We start from the raw sequence: 16404 nt of genomic DNA on the forward strand, positions 1-16404 counted from the left end.
GTTATGAGCTGGGAGCGTCAGAAAGCCACAATTACTGCAGAGCCACAAGAGCCTTCTCTGATTTTGTGGTTGATTGCAGGCCTTATTGCTTTTATTGCCGGAGTTCTGCTCTTTGTTCTCCACGCCAATCAGTTTCTGGGTAAATTGCAAAAATTTAATCTCTGGATTGTTGCCGGAAGCCCTCTTTTTATCTGGTTCGTGACGATTTGTATTCGCGGCTGGATGTATAACCACGTAATGGATCGTCACCTGTTTGAATCTGATGAAGCAGATTATGCACAGCAGCAATGGGGTTCCTGGGCAGGACGTTATCTGGCGGTCCTGTATAGCCGGGTTATCCTGCCTGATGAGTTGACGCCATCCACCTTTCTTAAGGCTCCTAAAGATCTCGAGCAGGGTGGCTCTCTTTGCCGGCGAATAACGCTTCCTGCTGGTGACGATGCTTTTTCAGCATTGATTGGGGGTCTGGACATATCAGAAGTACAGCGCTTATCTGACCTCCCTTTCCACGCAACCTTACTGACTGATTCACACGATTCTGATGAGACATTGCAGAGAGAATTTTCAACTTGCTGGCTCCAGTTAGTTGGACAGGCGTTTCCCTTACCGTTACTGACGATTCTTAAAGACCGAACCTTAGACTGGGTGGGCGAACGTCTTAAATCCCCGATTCTGGATGTTGAGCTTCTGTTGGTTCACCAGACTCAGGGAAGAAATGAGTACAGTGATTCGCTCTCGGCTTTAATGCTGACCTCTGATGATGTGGCAACAAAATATCAGCTTAACCATCCTGCCCGCCTGCTTCGGCCTATGTCGCTTGAATCAACCCAAATATTGAGTGAAGAGCTCAATACCTTTTTCTCGACCCAGTCACAGGCTATTGCTGCGTGTGCAATTGTGGGCGACAGCATGGAGTGGGGGGATGATTTTTCCACTCTTCTGGCCAGTGCAAAAAAATATGAAGGCAGCTGGAAACCCCAGCAGTGCCACTGGTTAGAGAAATATGCCGGACTCAGCGGTCCCTTCTCACCGTGGATTATGGCCGCCGTCGTCAGTGATATAGCCGTGCTCACAAAAGAAAACTGCCTGATGCTTTCGGGTGACAAAGAGCAGCGATTTGTAAATACCGTAACGACAGGGAATCGGATGAATGGCAAAGGATAACTCAGTGTGGCGAGGCAACTGGGGACGAATCAGTATTACCGCGTTGATTACAGTTGCGGTAGCTTTGGTTATCTGGAAAAAGGGTGATGTGTTCGGACTGACCAGTCATGGCCTTAAGTTTCTGATATTTGTGGCGGTGATAATCCTTCTGCTGCTTGTCCGCCATGGCAAAACTATTAGCCTCTCGATTAAACAGCAGTGGTCACGTTTTCAGGCAAAGCGTCAATGTGTTCTGCCCGTCGATGAGGGGCGTGTTGAGCAGACTGCCCCCCGTAACGTTACCGTCGACACCATCCGTGACGCCATGCATAACCTCTACGGTCGACGCTGGGGCCGTAAAACACGCATCCTGCTGATAACCGGCAAAGTCGCTGAGGTGGAGCAGCTGACCCCAGGTCTTACAGTTCAGCTCTGGCAGGAAGATCGCGGCACATTGTTGCTGTGGGGCGGTGACCTTAATACGCCAGCAGACAGTGCCTGGCTGACCGCGCTGCGAAAACTGCGCCGCCGTCCGGTGGATGGTCTGGTGTGGGTCACTTCAGCCCTTGATCAGCTCTCAGCACCCGGGCTGGAACAGCCGCTCCCGGTACCGTCTGAAAGCACCATGGATTCCCTGTCTCACGCCATCAGCGCGCGTATGGAAACGCTTGGCTGGAAACTCCCGCTGTATGTCTGGTCCCTGCACCCGCGCGCCGGTAAGCCGGAAGGGCGCATTACGCAGGCGACCGGCTGTCTGTTACCTGCCGGCTGTCGTACCGAAGGGCTGGCAGAGCAACTCTCCGCCCTGACGCCGGATTTGACTTCACAGGGCCTGCAGCAGACCTGTGGTGAAGTGAAACATAACTTCCTGCTGATGCTGGCTCACCAGCTCATTCGTGAGCCACAAAGCGTGACCGCGCCGCTGTCGCTGATGCTCAATCCGTACCGCCCGCTGCCGCTGGCCGGGGTGGTGTTCAGTCAGCCCTCTGCCGGTGCCGAACGTGCCGTGCCGCACCACTGGGGCATGGACAGGCGCTGGGATGTCCTGCCTGAGTCTGTCCGGGCGCTGCCTGCCGGACTGCGTCCACGCAAGCCGGGCATTCCCTGGCGTAAAGTGTTTGCGTCGGTTATCGCTGTGGCGATGGTGGGCTGGGCTGCGTGGATGGGCATCGCGTATGTCGCCAACCGCAGCCAGGTTAACGGCGCGAATGCCCAGGCCGCACTTGCCGCCCGGCATAATCAGCCGCTGGAGCAGCGCCTGCACGCGCTGTCTGAACTGCAGAAAACGCTGGCCCGTCTGCAGTACCGTTCTGAGCATGGTGTGCCGTGGTACGAACAAGCCGGGCTGAGTCAGAACAATGCGCTGCTGGCGGCACTCTGGCCACGCTATCAGGAGAGCGCGCTGCCGCTGCTGCGGGATGCGGCCGCAGACCACCTGCAGAAGCAGCTCAGTGCCTTTAATGCGCTGCCGCCGGGCAGTCTGTTGCGTGAGCAGATGGCAAAAACCACCTATGCCCAGCTCAGGCTCTACCTGATGCTGGCCCGTCCGGAACACATGGACGCCGCCTGGTTCAGTTCGGCGCTGCTGCACAACTGGCCGAAGCGTGACGGTGTGAAAGATGGCGTCTGGCAGAGCATGGCTCCGTCACTGCTGTCGTTCTATGGCGCGCAGCTGGTTGCGCATCCTGAGTGGAAACTCCGTGCTGATGAAAACATGGTCAGCCAGGCGCGTTCCCTGCTGGTTCGCCTGATAGGCGTACGTAACAGTGAATCGACCCTCTATCAGAAGATGCTCTCCCAGGTGGCACATCTTTACGCCGATATGCGCCTTGAAGACATGACCGGTGATACCGATGCATCCCGCCTGTTCAGCACCACCGAAATTGTACCAGGCATGTTTACCCGTCAGGCCTGGGAGCAGGCCGTTCAGCCCGCCATCGAGAAGGTGGTGAAGGCCCGCCGGGACGAGCTCGACTGGGTACTCACGGATAGCAAGCGTCAGGTGAATAAACAGGACGAGACCTCGCCAGAAGCGCTGAAAAAACGCCTGACGGAGCGTTACTTCGCCGATTTTAGCAGCGCCTGGCTGGCGTTCCTCAACAGCCTGCGCTGGAACCAGGCCACCACGCTGTCGGATTCCATTGACCAGCTGACCCTGATGGCCGACGTGCGCCAGTCACCGCTAGTGGCGCTGATGAATACCCTGAACGTACAAGGGCGTACCGGACAGACCGGGGAGGCGATTTCAGACTCCCTTGTGAAATCGGCGAAAAACCTGCTCGGGGGTGACAACAAGGATGCCATTGACCAGAGTGCCGGCGTTCACGGTCCGCTGGATGCAACCTTCGGTCCGGTGCTGACGCTGATGGACAGGAACCGTACGGGTGCACAGGAGTTGAGCCTGCAGTCGTACCTGACCCGGGTGACGCAGGTGCGTCTGCGTCTGCAGCAGGTGACCAATGCTGCCGATCCGCAGGCCATGACCCAGACCATTGCTCAGACGGTATTCCAGGGCAAGGCCGTGGACCTCACGGAAACCCGCGACTACGGCAGTCTGATTGCCGCAGGGCTCGGTCAGGAGTGGAGCGGCTTTGGCCGGACGGTGTTTGTGAACCCGATGGAGCAGGCCTGGCAGCAAGTGCTGACCCCGGCAGCCGACAGCCTCAATGCCCAGTGGCAGCAGGCGGTGGTGGCTGAGTGGAACAGTGCCTTTGGTGGGCGTTATCCTTTTAACAACTCTGGTAGCGATGTCTCCCTGCCGCTGCTGGCCAAATACCTCAACGCGGATGCCGGGCGTATCGCTCAGTTCCTGCAGACCCGCCTCAAAGGCGTGCTGCATAAAGAGGGCAACCACTGGGTACCGGACAGTATCAACTCGCAGGGACTGGTCTTTAACCCCGCGTTCCTTGATGCCATCAACACGCTGGGCCATATCTCGGATGTTGCGTTCATCGAAGGTAATGCCGGGCTGAACTTCGAACTGCGACCGGGTACGGCCGCAGGCGTAATGCAGACTGACATGATTATCGACAGCCAGAAGCTGACCTATGTGAACCAGCTGCCGGCGTGGAAGAGCTTTACCTGGCCTGCAGACACGGAAGCGCCGGGTGCCAGCTTAAGCTGGATAAGTACGCAGGCAGGCACCCGTCAGTACGCCGATATTCCGGGGGCCTGGGGCTGGATTCGCCTGCTCGATAAGGTGGCGGTCAGTGCTTACCCGGGGGTGGGCAGCAGTTACAGACTGAGCTGGAAAGCCCCGGACGGCCGCTTGCTCAATTACACCCTGCGTACCGAAGCGGGTGAGGGTCCGCTTGCGCTACTGAAACTGCGCAATTTCCGTCTGCCGGAGACCATCTTCAGCACCACCGGTGTTGCACCGTCAGACCCGGCAGCCGATACAGCCAGTGACGACGGGGAGGTGTACTGATGAGCAAGCTCAATGCCTTACTTAGTGCCTGCCAGACAGAACAGGCACCTCTGCTTGCTGCCACCCGTGAGCGTATGGCGCAGTGGGACAGCTGGTTGCAGCCGCTGCCCGATTCATCGCCCGTTGGCGAAGACCCCGGTTATGACGATGACTTCCAGCAGATGCGCGAGGAAGTCAACAAACTTTCCGGCGCGGATACCGAACTCATCTGCCGGCTGGCAGAGAAGCTGTTGACCACGACCGCCAAAGATATCCGTGTAGCGACCTACTATTGCTGGGCGAAGCTGCACCGCGAAGGTGAGCAGGGGCTGGCAGAGGGACTCGAACTGCTGGCCGGCCTGCTGGAACGCTTTGATACGCAGCTGCATCCACAACGTGACCGCAGCCGTAAGGCGGCCCTGGAATGGCTGGCAGGATCACGAATGACCGACTCGCTTTCCCTCTACCCGGAAGTGGTCAGGAACGATGCGATGCGAACCACCGGTGCGCTGCTGCTGATATCACATCTTATTGAGAATGAGCCGGATGAAACCCGTCCTGAACTTAATGCGCTTTACGGCGCGCTGGAAAGTCGTCTGCAGAAAGCGGGGGGCGTGGATGCGGTGGTACCGCAGAACGCCAGTAGCAGCGAATCACCCTCGTCTGCCAGTCACAACGATGCCCCGGCCATCGGGCGGATCACGTCCGGTCAGGATTTGCTGGCCCAGGCCCGCACCCTCACCGGATACCTGCGCGAGCAGCCGGACGGCTGGCTGTCAGCACATCATCTGATGAAGAGCCTGCGTCACGACACCCTGCGGGCCATCCCGGCCCCGGATGCGCAGGGGCGTACACGCATCGAGCCGCCAAAGGCGGATCAACGTGCGTTACTCAAACGCCTCTACCTGCAACAGAACTGGGCTGAAATGCTGGAAACGGCCGACAGCACATTTTCCCGCGGTGCCAATCACCTGTGGCTGGATTTGCAGTGGTATATCCACCAGGCACTGATGAAATCCGGCCAGGAGACGCTGGCCGACATTGTCGCGGCTGATCTGAAAGGACTGTTGTCTCGCTTGTCGGGTCTCGAAACGCTGGCGTTCAGTGACGGCACGCCGTTTGCGGATGAAGTGACGCTGAACTGGATCCAGCAGAGCGTGCTGGACACCGTCGGCGGTTGGGCTAATGACACGCCAGCCGCTCCGATCACCGCCGGTAACGATGACATTCTGGTGCTGGAGCCGGAAGCGTTGGCGCTGGCGGACAGTGAAGGTCCGGATGCCGCGCTGAGCTGGTTACAGACCCGGCCGGGTATGACCACCGCTCGTCAGAAGTGGCTGCTGCGTCTGCTGATGGGGCGCATTGCCGAGCAGTACGGCAAAAATGAGCTGGCGGCGCACCTGTTTGCCGAACTGGGTGAGCGTGCCAGAGAAGTGACCCTCAGCAACTGGGAGCCTGAACTGCTGTTTGAGGTTCAGGCCCGCCATCTGAAACTCCTGCGCCTGAAAGCTGGTCGCAGCGAGGCTGATAAGGCCCGTCTTACACCGGTAATGGACCAGTTACTTGCCGGACTGATCGCTGTCGATCCTGCCCGTGCCGCCGTGCTTTGCGGTTAAATCCACAGGAACAGAAAGAAATGGAAGATTTGACCCTGCGTTATTTCGACGCGGAAATGCGCTACCTGCGCGAAGCCGCGAAAGAGTTCGCACAAACCCATCCCGATCGCGCAGCGATGCTCGATCTGGATAAGGCCGGTACACCCGATCCCTATGTTGAACGCCTGCTTGAAGGGTTTGCCTTCTCAATGGGACGGCTTCGGGAGAAGATTGACGACGACCTGCCGGAACTGACTGAAGGGCTGGTCAGCATGCTCTGGCCACACTACCTGCGTACCATTCCGTCTCTCTCGGTAGTGGTGTTCGAGCCCGCGCTTCAGGCCGTGAAGATGGCGGAAGTGATGCCCGCGGGTCTGGAAGTCTACTCCCGCCCGGTGGGGCCGAAAAACACGGTCTGCCGCTACCGTACCACGCAGGATGTGATGCTCAACCCGCTGAATATCTCAGGGGTGGCCATGACTACTGAGCCTGACGGGCGCTCGATGCTGCGGATGCGTTTTGCCTGCAGCACCCAGGCGGACTGGTCTCATGCTGACCTCAGCCACCTGAGCCTCTATCTCGGGGCGGATGTATCCGTCAGCAGCCAGCTGCACCTGATGCTGACCAGACGGCAGGCTGCTCTGTATATGCGTCTGCCCGGGCAAATCGACCGTATTCGCCTTGACGGCTACTTCTCGCCAGGAGGATTTGCGGAGGTAGACGGGCTGTGGCCGAAGGGCGATACCGCCTTCAGTGGTTACCAGCTGCTGCTGGAGTATTTCACCTTCCGCGACAAGTTTATGTTTGTCCACCTCAATGGCCTGGACGATATCAGACCGCCTGCCGGGGCAGAGTACTTCGACATCGAAGTCGTGTTCAGCACGCCGTGGGCATCAGACCTGCCGGTTACCGATGACGCGGTTCGTCTGCACTGTGTGCCGGTGATTAACCTGTTCACGCTGGAAGCCGACCCGCTCACTATTACCGGGCTTGAAAGCGAGTACCTGCTGCGTCCTAAGCGACTGCACGACGGACACACCGAGATTTATGCCGTTGATTCGGTCACCGGCTCAAACCGCACCAGTGATGCCGAATACGTGCCGTTCAGCAGTTTCCGCCACAAGGGCGGGATGATGCGCCGTCACGCACCTCCTCGCTATTACCATACTCGTGTAAAGCGCGGTGTCACCGGGCTGTATGACACCTGGCTGATTCTGGGGGGCCACCAGTGGGAAGATGACCGTTTATTTGAGCGTGAAGCCGTGTCGCTGCAAATCACCGGCACTAACGGCCAGTTGCCGCGTCGTGCGCTGCAGAGCACGCTGCTGGACCGCTGTGAACAGGTGGTCAGTACACCGCTTTCAGTACGCAACCTCTGCAAACCGACGCTGCCGGTTTATCCGCCAGCGGAAGACCGTTTCCACTGGCGGGTACTGAGTCATCTGGGTTCCGGATTCCTGAACATGATGAGCTCCGCTGAAGTGCTGCGCGGGACTCTGGCACTCTATAACTGGCAGGAAGATGAGCTGAACACCCGGCGTCTGGAGGCGATTCAGCAGGTGGAGCACCACCGCCTGCAACGTTTTGAGCAGGGCTACCTGCTGCGGGGGCTGGATATCGAAGTGACCCTCGACAGCAACGGCTTCACCGGCGAGGGCGATATTCACCTGTTCGGTGAAATGCTCAACCGCTTCTTTGCGCTGTATGCGGACATGAACCAGTTCAACCAGCTCACCCTCATTATTCAGCCAGAAGGAAAATGCATCCGGTGGAAAGAGAATCACAGTCCACGCCTGCCCGGCTGATAACACAGCTGGGTGACCGGCTGCCGTATATCAACTTTTACCGCTTCTGCCAGTTGCTGGAGCAGAGCCAGCCGGATAAACCGGTCACCGGCAGTACCTGGCAGGTACGTCATGAACCGGTGCGTTTTCGGCCACATCCGGGGATGGGCTTTCCGGCATCTGAAATCAAAGAGATTGAGCAGTCTGAGCATTCGCATCTGCCGCCGACGGTGCGCATCACCTTTATGGGACTTTACGGCGTGGAGTCCCCGCTGCCGACGCACTATATCGATGACATCACCCAGCACCGCGAAGGCTATGACGCCACGGCGGATTTCCTCGATATCTTCAACCACCGGCTGATTGCCCAGTACTACCGCATATGGCGCAAATACTCTTATCCGGCGAGCTTCGAAGCCGGCGGTAAGGACAACATCTCGCAGTATCTGCTGGGCCTGGCAGGCCTTGGTATTGACGGCTGCACGGACAGCATCGCCGCCCCGGCTTCGCGCTTTCTGGCGCTGCTGCCGGTCATGTTGCTGCCGGGGCGTACCGCAGAAGGCATGGCCTCGCTGGTGCGCCTGCTGGCACCCAATACGCAGGTAAAAATCTGGCACCACGATAAGCGCCGTGTGCCGCTGAAGAAGCCCCTGACCATGAGCGTCAGCCAGTCCGTCACGCTGACAAACCGTCCGGTGATGGGCAGCTATGCCTCCGACGTGAACAGCCAGGTGCTGATGCGCCTGACGACCAGGGCCCCGGCTGAAGTACAGGGCTGGCTACCGGGCGGGGAGCTTCACACGGATTTAATGGCGTTGCTGCATGTGTACCTTGGGTCACGGCTCGATGTCCGCCTGCAGTTGTGTGTTGACCGCAGCCTGCTGCCGGACGCGACCATGAGCACTCAACCCAAAGCGGGTGCAGTGCAACTGGGCCGCACCGCCGTGATGCGGCCGTTGAATGCGGCGAACACAGTCACGCACCCCAAAACTATAACCATCAGTCTGGGCCGCTATGAGCGGGTACAGGAAAATATTCACCACAGGGAGACCGATGAAGATGGCGATTATCGCTGGTAAATTTCCTCAGATTGCGCTGGCCGCCGGTATCACACTGATACTGGCGGGCTGTGGTCTGACGCAAAAAGTGACAGACGGCACCGTTGCCGTGACCAAATCGATTTTTTTTAAGCAGATAAAGACCCTGCATCTGGATATTCGCGCCCGCGAGGCCGTCAACAGCAATGCCGGCGGCGTGGCATTGTCCACGGTGGTGCGTATTTATCAGCTTAAAGACCGTAAGACCTTCGACAGCACCGACTATCCGTCACTGTTTAAGGCTGACAGCCAGGCGATTAAAGCAGATCTGGTGGCGGAGAGAGATATTCGCCTGCAGCCGGGCGGGGCGGTAACGGTCGATATGTCGATGGAGGAAAGCGCCCAATATGTGGCAGTGGCCGGGATGTTTATGTCACCGGACCAGGCAAACAACACCTGGCGCCTGGTGCTGAGTCGTGATGATCTCGATCCGGATAAAGCTCGCGTCATAGAGGCAGGTGATAACCGGTTAACGCTGATGCCGATTAAGGATCAATGAGATGTCGCGTCCTTCATTATATGAAACGCTCTACGGCAACTTTACCGGAGGTCTCGATCTCCACCAGGTAAGCGAGCAGAACCAGGTGATTTTATCGGTGCTCGACAACATGCAGCGCATCCTCAACTGCCGTGCCGGCACGCTGGCGCATCTGCCGGACTATGGCCTACCCGATATGACCAAAATATTGCAGGGCATGCCGGGTAGCGCGCATCAGTTGCTGAAGACGTTCTCCGACGTGTTGCTCAAATATGAGCCGCGCCTGAAAAATATCAACGTCATCCTGCTCGAACAGCATATCCCCGGCGAGTTGCGCTATGCCATTGATGCTGAGCTCAGGGGTATTGGCCTGGTGCGCTATGGCACTGAGTTTATGCCCGAGGGACGGGTCCTGCTGAAGCATCTGAAGCAGCAGCAGTATATCGAGACCACAACCCGTCTGTAAGGCCAGATAAAAGCATGTCAGTAAAATCACGGTTTCTCGAAAAATTGCAGACCAGCCAGTCTGCTACGGCTTCATCTGTCAGCAAGACTCAGGCTGATATTGCAGAGTTTCGCCTGTGAATGGGGCAGCTTCAGGAGCAGATGGACACGTGGCTGGAGGGACTGCACTGACCGTGGAACCGTTCACAATATCCGTCACAGACCGGCTGGTGGAGAGCGGGACTTTTGATATTGCCGGTACCGTTCTGCGTTACCACGACCGATGCGTAAAATTTATACCGGTATTTTTGTATGGGGGAGTCTGAGTCAGTCTGAACGATTCTGTTCCGGATAGGGTTCTTCATCTTCAGAAGTCAGCAATCAGTTAAAGTCTTCCACTTCCAGCCGAAAAACGCAGACGGAAAAGATAACTACGGCAATTAAACAGAAAAGGCAAAGCGTTACAGAAAACGACGAACCGGTCACTACGCCACCCCGGCAACCTGGATGTGCTTCTCTATATATGGCCAGCAAGCCCGGATACACCCTATTACCGATTTGCTCAGGGAAGCAGTATTAATCCTCTTGCCCGTTATTCAGATTAAATAATCAGGATTAAAAGAAGAAAGGGAATAAATAAAACATGGCACGGAGAAAAAAAGATGACAATGCGGCGGGTATTATCCTGGTTATTGTTGGCGTTATTGTCTGGGGAATTTATGTTGCGGTAAGCGCATTAATTAACCTTAATGAGCGATTTATTGAATCTGCCTCGAATCCGGCCGGAATCGTCGGTCTGTTCTTTGGCTTACTGATAGCTGTTGCATTGATAACGCGGGGATTCATTTACCGGGGATTCCGGAAGAAAACAGCGGAACCCGGACAGGCCGCGTCGGACCTGGCAGGAGCAACCGGATGACTCTGCATAAAACCTTAAAAACCGGTGGTGACCCGCGCACGCTACCGGATTATACCGCCCTGCGTGATGAACTGAGTAAGCTGACCCATCCGGCTCGCCCGGATGTGAACTGGCATTATGTTGAGAAACTTTGCCTCTCACTGTTTGAACAGAACGGTGTGGAGTTACAGACGACGGCCTGGTATACGCTTGCGCGTACACAACTGGCTGGCTTATTCGGACTCAATGAAGGGCTGACGATACTGGAGGCTCTGATAAGTCATCAGTGGGGGGCGTTGTGGCCTCAGGCAGTCCATGCCCGCATGGAAATCCTCAGCAGTCTGAGTCATCGCCTGCAGCAACGGATGCGCTCGCTTCCGCTGAATTACAGCGACCTTACCCAGTTGTATCGGGCGGAGCAACGGCTTACAGGTCTGGGAGAGGTATTGCAGCGGCTGGAGCTAAAACATCTCAGTCATCTCGATACGTTGCGTACCCTGATGTATAACAGTGCCGTCCGGCTGGAAAACAGTGATGGCATAACCAGCACCGGGTCGAATATTCAGCCGGGTATCGTGTTGCCTGCCACCGTGATGAAGGATGCAGCCACCACCACGAGGGGCATTACGGGTAGTCCTGCTGATTCGCCAGACAGTGCAGTTAAGTGGGTGTATGTCGCGCAACCGGAACAGCAGCCAAACATAGACGTGCTGGCAGCTATGCCTGCCCCGGTAAAAAAGTGGAAATCCTTCGTCGCCGGGATGTGTACCATGCTGGTGGTAAGTTTAGCAACAATATGGGGCTGGCACTCTCTTCTCCGGCCTGACCCGCTACAGACTCAGCTTGCTGCTTCACTGGCACCGTTGCCTGAACCTCTCTCTCCTGAAGAGCTGGATATATTGCGTCAGCAATCTCTGTCATCACAAACAGGGATAGCACAAACACAACAACAGCTTGCCCGACTGGATAAATTGCCTCCTGACTGGAATATTGCATACAGCAGAAAACTCATCGAACAGGCTCAGGCGTTGTGGCCGGAGCAGGCTAAGCCTTTAATACAAAAGTGGCAGCAACAAATTAATTCTTCCGCATTACCGACAAAACAACTCAATGGCTGGTTTCAGGGAATGACAACGTTACAAAAACTAAGTGATCGCCTGAACGGGCTTGATGAGCAGAAGGGCAAATACATGACGGTCAGCGAACTGAAGTCCGTTATATTTTCTATCCGACAGTCTTTTAACCAGTCCATACCAGCTGAAGAGCAACTGCGTGTACTGTCAGAAAATGCTGCTGGAATTCCGTTACCAGCCGCTGCCAGGTCTCAACTGGAGATGCATCTGAAACAACTGGCTGTCCGCTATGCTGAAATAAAACAGAATGCATCAGAGTAAAAGCGGTGCTAAAAAAGTGATTATTAGGGGGTCTGGTGAATCTGGTCGATGTCAGGAGAGGTGTATCTGGTGTCCCCTGCAGAAATCGAACTGGTGTTTAAGTTGCTGATTTTAAAGTATTTAATTGAAGTTAAACTTTTTATACCATCATAAATACCAACACTCAAAAATAACCTTAAAAACTGTTGTGAGACACTTAAAAAAGCGTCTTAATTATACTCAATTTTATCAGCCGTTGTTACTGTTTCACAGCTTGTTGATTGAAGAGCTGGTTCAAGGTGATGATGAGCTGACTTCTACATTGAGCTATAAAAACACAAATGTAAGGCCTCGGTATGGATACGGTTCAGATCTACAAAGAGCTACAGGCTTGGTTTAACTACGACAACTATGTTGATGTTGAGTCTTGCACTTTGAAAGGTTTACATAAGGAGTTACAGGTCAGAAAGAACATCCTCGATTCAATTGAGTTTTTTGGAGAAGGGGATGTTTATTTTGACCAGATCCTTGCAGGTAAGCCTTTAATCAGTAAAACGTTTGATAGCAACACTCATCTGACGGAAAGCCAAACTCACATACGACAAATCACCTTCAATCATGTTGAAGCACTCAAAAGATCTCTTGGGATGTTCTCTCAGGAATCGTTTGTCAAAGGAACTGATCAACTTAAGAAAGAGGTTAAAGAGCAGCCACTCACTCAAAGTATGAGAACCGTTTTTCTGGGAACCAATGAAAGCCGTGTATACACCTACTTTGACCTCGAAAGCTCATCAGATGAAGAAATCATAGGCTCGCTTCGTGCGCTACTTCCTGTGTGGAGGAAAGAGTATGGAATCAAGGGCAGGAAGCAAGAGGCTTTCGGTCTGGGAAAGATTCTAAAGTTGGTTGACTACCGTATCCTTCCAATGATTGATCTACTCATGTGGGCTAAGTTAAATGATGTCTCTCTTTCAAACACCATCCTTTCCAGAGTGCTTTATCCTAAGCTCACAGATGAAGTTAGAGGAGATGAGCAACTAAAGGACACAGATCGTCCAATAGCTGAAAAAGCATTGTCAGGTGAGACCTGTAATAATATTGAGAGTTTCATCAACAAGAATCGGCATCTAATGGAGAGTAAAATAGCTCAGCTGAGAACATTGTAATAGGGTAAATTATTTGATAAAAAAAGGCGGTTTTTTGATTTTGTCATTATAAAATATAAGGTGTGGTTTAATTTATTAATCTTACTGGAGATGGTTAGGATGTGCTAAATTATAGTTTTAACGAGGTTTTATAAATGGAAGGCAAATTTATTCACTATCTAATTTGCCTTTTAGTCTGATTTGATTAAATAAACTATCCGTTTATTGTGTGTAGGGAGGGGCTAAAAAAATTATAAATAGCATCTAAGTTTTGGAAAGGTTTGCTTTTATCGATATCCAAATTTTCATTTATGTTTTCTGTGTTAGAGATCACTTTAAGCAATTTGTCATTTTGAACCTTTTGCATGTGTGATTTATTAGGCGAGAATTTGAAAGCAAAATCCCTACTGGATGATTTAATCATATCCTCAAGGCCATGATCAAAGCTCTCTTGAGTTACTTTTGGTCGATGTGGATGAGGAGTTCTTATTACTGTAGATGTGAAATTCATCTCAGTGTATAACCAGGGTGAGTAAGTCCCATCACTATCATTATTACTTGCATTAAGTGAATTCTGAGTGTTTAAGAACCAACAGCTATCACTTTTGAAAATACCATCAGTTAGAGCATTAATTAACACTATATAAAAGTTACTTGCTACCCTCATGCTTCTTTTATAGTCAAGATAGTTTGAATTATCATCACACTTACTGTGCAAATGATTAATGTCACTAATAGCTTTATCAACAAATCCCCAGAATTTTGAATCAATAAAACTTTTAATTCCATACTTTTCATACAATCTGTTAGCTATATAGATAGCTTTCTTTTCATCTTTGTGACTATGAGAAATGAAAATATGGCACCCTGTATCTGGAAACCAATTTTCCAAAAACTCCTTGTGATCTATAATTGCTACTTCTTTACCGTCAATCGCCTGTGTGGTTATTATTTCCTTAAGTTTGAGTTCAATGCCATCTGTCTCATATATTAACTCTTCGTTTTCAATCTGGTAGTTTTCAACTTCAATATCATAACAATTTAACATTATTGTAAACATCCTCTTGCTATCAAGTAACTAAAGATAATTAGTGAGCTGTAAAAAGGTAATACGCTTATTGAAATGTAAGCATTTAACATGTTGGCGTTGACGTTTTCAGTAGATATGATTGTAAGATTTTGTTTTACGTTTAAATCTGAAATTCCACTTACTTTGTTATTGTACTCGTTACGAAATAGTCTTTCTTGCTTGAGGTAGTAAGCATCTAAAATACTGAAGAGTATATTTAGAAAAATAATTAATAACCATAACTGAGTGAGATAGTCATTACCAGATTCTTTTTTTGAAACAGCTAAAATCACACCAGTTAAAGACATGCTCCACCCTTTTAGAAAAAGGGAATTTGCTGCCATTCTTTTTATTATTTCCTGTAAATACCCTAAAGCTGCAATTAAAGATGTTTCAGACATAATAGACTCCGTTAAACGTGTTGTGGCCTAAAGAGGTTAATTAACTTATGTGTTAATAGTTAAGAATATGAAAACATATTATCACTCTATCCCTATGATTTTTTTCAATATTAATAGATTCTAAGTAATAGTTTGGCATTGATAGCAGTTAAAATCCATAATTTTTGTTTATAAAATTAGTTTTTCAAGGGGCTGTCGGAGTAGCGAAAGCGATAGTTATGCACTAGGAATGCTAAATTGTTAATCAAAAGGTTTTTTCTCTTGTCAAGAGTCTCCGCGAAAAATTTTATTAACCTATAAAGTATGCTAAGAAATTTCAGATAAAAAAAAATGTCCACCAAATCCCTTCAAAGCCTTTTCCCGTCTACTTAGTATCAACTCATCGACAAGACGAGGAGATACAATCATGAACACATCTATTAAACAAACCACACGACTCATCCGCTTACCAGAAGTCATGCATAAAACAGGTTACAAGAAAGCATGGATTTACCGATTGATTTCTGAAAATAAATTCCCTAAACCTATCAAACTGGGCGCAAGGTCAGTAGCTTTCATTGAGATTGAAGTCGATGAGTGGATTTCTGACACCATTAGCAATTCGAGAACAGCTTCATAGTTAGGCTCCAGACGAACAACATCGACAATGTGGGGACAATATGGAAATCAAAGAATTCCTAAATATTGGGAATCTTTCAAGGCTGGTGAGTCAAAAAAGCTTTGATAAGATTTTTAATGCTGAAGCTATCAGGTTATTACCTGTTGATGCATTGAGTATAAAATCTGTGGCATGTTTGAGCTATTACCTCGAAGATAGTGAATACAATCCATTCCAATTTTTACCTGAGTTAAATGAAGATAGTCGAAACTATATCTATGAAACCATAATGTCAGTGGTCAAATGTAATGAGTTACTCAGAGGGTTATCAAAGAAAATCACACAGAATGAAATTAATATCGCTGTAGAAAAGACTGAAAAAGGCGAAGATCATGTATTGCTCAGTAGCTTAAGTGTGCCAAAAGGGATGCTGGACCATTATGTGAAAACAATGCCATGTCTTCTCCCAGATGAAGATTCATTTATGACAGATGACATTAATCTTCTCAAGCTAAGCACTGAAGATATAAGTAAAATTTTGCTATGTGACATGTTGGAAAGAGGATCATTGATAATTCATATGGGAGATGAACTCCGCAGTAAAGCTAAAGCTATTCAAGAGGAATACTGGAATCAGGTGGAAGATATTTACTATGGGAGAGCGGCAAGATGAATATTTATTTAAAATCTCATGATTTAAAAAATGTAAAGTTTTAACATCAAAAAACATAAAAACTTAACAGAATACTTTCCAAATTAGTTTTTGGCGGCGCTGTATTACTTATGCAATAAGGCTTTATTGGTTTTTCTTCTTGAATCGGGTATGACTACCTCTAACTAGCCGTACTGGTTTCTTTCACGTGAAAGAAATTTTTTTAAGTATCTAAATGGATTATAAATAAACACAAAAATAACAAAATAAAATTGCAAAGTTTAAATCGATAAAATAATGATAAGCCGTAGTGATAACTAA

At 50.9% G+C, this 16404-nt stretch carries 13 protein-coding genes and 1 pseudogene; 12 read left to right on the forward strand and 2 right to left on the reverse strand.

Going from position 1 to position 16404, the window contains the following annotated elements; all coding sequences use genetic code 11:
* The first annotated feature begins 3 nt into the window (after positions 1 to 3).
* The 10 genes and pseudogenes from PU624_RS09485 to PU624_RS09530 all read left to right on the forward strand — a co-directional run bounded on the left by PU624_RS09485 (position 4) and on the right by PU624_RS09530 (position 13384).
* Positions 4 to 1164, forward strand: coding sequence for a KPHS_23130 family T6SS system protein (locus tag PU624_RS09485; RefSeq protein ID WP_283547413.1), 1161 nt, complete (start codon positions 4 to 6; stop codon positions 1162 to 1164).
* Positions 1151 to 4570 (forward strand): ImcF-related family protein, encoded by a 3420-nt coding sequence (locus PU624_RS09490; protein WP_283547414.1) that lies wholly within the window; start codon positions 1151 to 1153, stop codon positions 4568 to 4570. The genes PU624_RS09485 and PU624_RS09490 overlap by 14 nt, the downstream gene beginning before the upstream one ends.
* Positions 4570 to 6165 carry a type VI secretion system protein TssA gene (gene tssA, locus PU624_RS09495; RefSeq protein WP_283547415.1) on the forward strand — a complete coding sequence of 532 codons (1596 nt, stop codon included), beginning with the start codon at positions 4570 to 4572 and terminating at the stop codon, positions 6163 to 6165. The genes PU624_RS09490 and tssA overlap by 1 nt, the downstream gene beginning before the upstream one ends.
* A 20-nt stretch (positions 6166 to 6185) precedes the next feature.
* Entirely contained in the window at positions 6186 to 7949 is a 1764-nt protein-coding gene (gene tssF, locus PU624_RS09500) for a type VI secretion system baseplate subunit TssF (RefSeq protein WP_283547416.1), read from the forward strand.
* Positions 7904 to 9007: a type VI secretion system baseplate subunit TssG gene (gene tssG, locus PU624_RS09505; protein WP_283547417.1), complete on the forward strand. Its 1104-nt coding sequence runs from the start codon at positions 7904 to 7906 to the stop codon at positions 9005 to 9007. The genes tssF and tssG overlap by 46 nt, the downstream gene beginning before the upstream one ends.
* Complete coding sequence (gene tssJ, locus PU624_RS09510; protein WP_283547418.1) at positions 8988 to 9524, forward strand: type VI secretion system lipoprotein TssJ; 537 nt, start codon at positions 8988 to 8990, stop codon at positions 9522 to 9524. Before tssG ends, tssJ begins: the two co-directional genes overlap by 20 nt.
* Position 9525: 1 nt before the next feature.
* Complete coding sequence (gene tssE, locus PU624_RS09515; protein ID WP_502921579.1) at positions 9526 to 9969, forward strand: type VI secretion system baseplate subunit TssE; 444 nt, start codon at positions 9526 to 9528, stop codon at positions 9967 to 9969.
* 621 nt (positions 9970 to 10590) lie between these two features.
* A pseudogene (locus PU624_RS09520) lies at positions 10591 to 10848 on the forward strand (GIY-YIG nuclease family protein); the annotation flags it as partial.
* 14 nt (positions 10849 to 10862) lie between these two features.
* Positions 10863 to 12239: a VasL domain-containing protein gene (locus tag PU624_RS09525; RefSeq protein ID WP_283547419.1), complete on the forward strand. Its 1377-nt coding sequence runs from the start codon at positions 10863 to 10865 to the stop codon at positions 12237 to 12239.
* 335 nt (positions 12240 to 12574) lie between these two features.
* A complete protein-coding gene (locus PU624_RS09530; RefSeq protein ID WP_283547420.1) occupies positions 12575 to 13384 on the forward strand; it encodes a DUF6387 family protein in 810 nt (269 codons plus the stop codon).
* Between the two features lie 193 nt (positions 13385 to 13577).
* On the opposite strand, the gene PU624_RS09535 is transcribed toward PU624_RS09530, so the two are convergent.
* Positions 13578 to 14411, reverse strand: a complete 834-nt coding sequence (locus PU624_RS09535) for a toll/interleukin-1 receptor domain-containing protein (RefSeq protein ID WP_283547421.1) — start codon at positions 14409 to 14411, stop codon at positions 13578 to 13580.
* Entirely contained in the window at positions 14411 to 14833 is a 423-nt protein-coding gene (locus PU624_RS09540; protein ID WP_283547422.1) for a hypothetical protein, read from the reverse strand. Before PU624_RS09540 ends, PU624_RS09535 begins: the two co-directional genes overlap by 1 nt.
* A gap of 406 nt (positions 14834 to 15239) precedes the next feature.
* On the opposite strand from PU624_RS09540, the gene PU624_RS09545 reads away from it, so the two are divergent.
* Positions 15240 to 15452, forward strand: a complete 213-nt coding sequence (locus tag PU624_RS09545) for a helix-turn-helix transcriptional regulator (protein WP_116197327.1) — start codon at positions 15240 to 15242, stop codon at positions 15450 to 15452.
* A 40-nt stretch (positions 15453 to 15492) separates the two neighbouring features.
* Positions 15493 to 16104 (forward strand): hypothetical protein, encoded by a 612-nt coding sequence (locus PU624_RS09550; protein ID WP_283547423.1) that lies wholly within the window; start codon positions 15493 to 15495, stop codon positions 16102 to 16104.
* Positions 16105 to 16404: the final 300 nt, after the last annotated feature.

This window comes from Pantoea sp. Lij88 (assembly GCF_030062155.1).
Taxonomy (GTDB): Bacteria; Pseudomonadota; Gammaproteobacteria; order Enterobacterales; family Enterobacteriaceae; genus Pantoea.

Coding starts and splice junctions, on each gene's coding strand:
- PU624_RS09490 (WP_283547414.1), top strand. CDS start 1,151: ATGGCAAAGGATAACTCAGTGTGGCGAGGCAACTGGGGACGAATCAGT.
- PU624_RS09540 (WP_283547422.1), bottom strand. CDS start 14,833: ATGTCTGAAACATCTTTAATTGCAGCTTTAGGGTATTTACAGGAAATA.
- tssE (WP_502921579.1), top strand. CDS start 9,526: ATGTCGCGTCCTTCATTATATGAAACGCTCTACGGCAACTTTACCGGA.
- PU624_RS09530 (WP_283547420.1), top strand. CDS start 12,575: ATGGATACGGTTCAGATCTACAAAGAGCTACAGGCTTGGTTTAACTAC.
- PU624_RS09485 (WP_283547413.1), top strand. CDS start 4: ATGAGCTGGGAGCGTCAGAAAGCCACAATTACTGCAGAGCCACAAGAG.
- PU624_RS09525 (WP_283547419.1), top strand. CDS start 10,863: ATGACTCTGCATAAAACCTTAAAAACCGGTGGTGACCCGCGCACGCTA.
- PU624_RS09535 (WP_283547421.1), bottom strand. CDS start 14,411: ATGTTAAATTGTTATGATATTGAAGTTGAAAACTACCAGATTGAAAAC.
- tssJ (WP_283547418.1), top strand. CDS start 8,988: ATGGCGATTATCGCTGGTAAATTTCCTCAGATTGCGCTGGCCGCCGGT.
- tssG (WP_283547417.1), top strand. CDS start 7,904: ATGCATCCGGTGGAAAGAGAATCACAGTCCACGCCTGCCCGGCTGATA.
- tssA (WP_283547415.1), top strand. CDS start 4,570: ATGAGCAAGCTCAATGCCTTACTTAGTGCCTGCCAGACAGAACAGGCA.
- tssF (WP_283547416.1), top strand. CDS start 6,186: ATGGAAGATTTGACCCTGCGTTATTTCGACGCGGAAATGCGCTACCTG.
- PU624_RS09550 (WP_283547423.1), top strand. CDS start 15,493: ATGGAAATCAAAGAATTCCTAAATATTGGGAATCTTTCAAGGCTGGTG.
- PU624_RS09545 (WP_116197327.1), top strand. CDS start 15,240: ATGAACACATCTATTAAACAAACCACACGACTCATCCGCTTACCAGAA.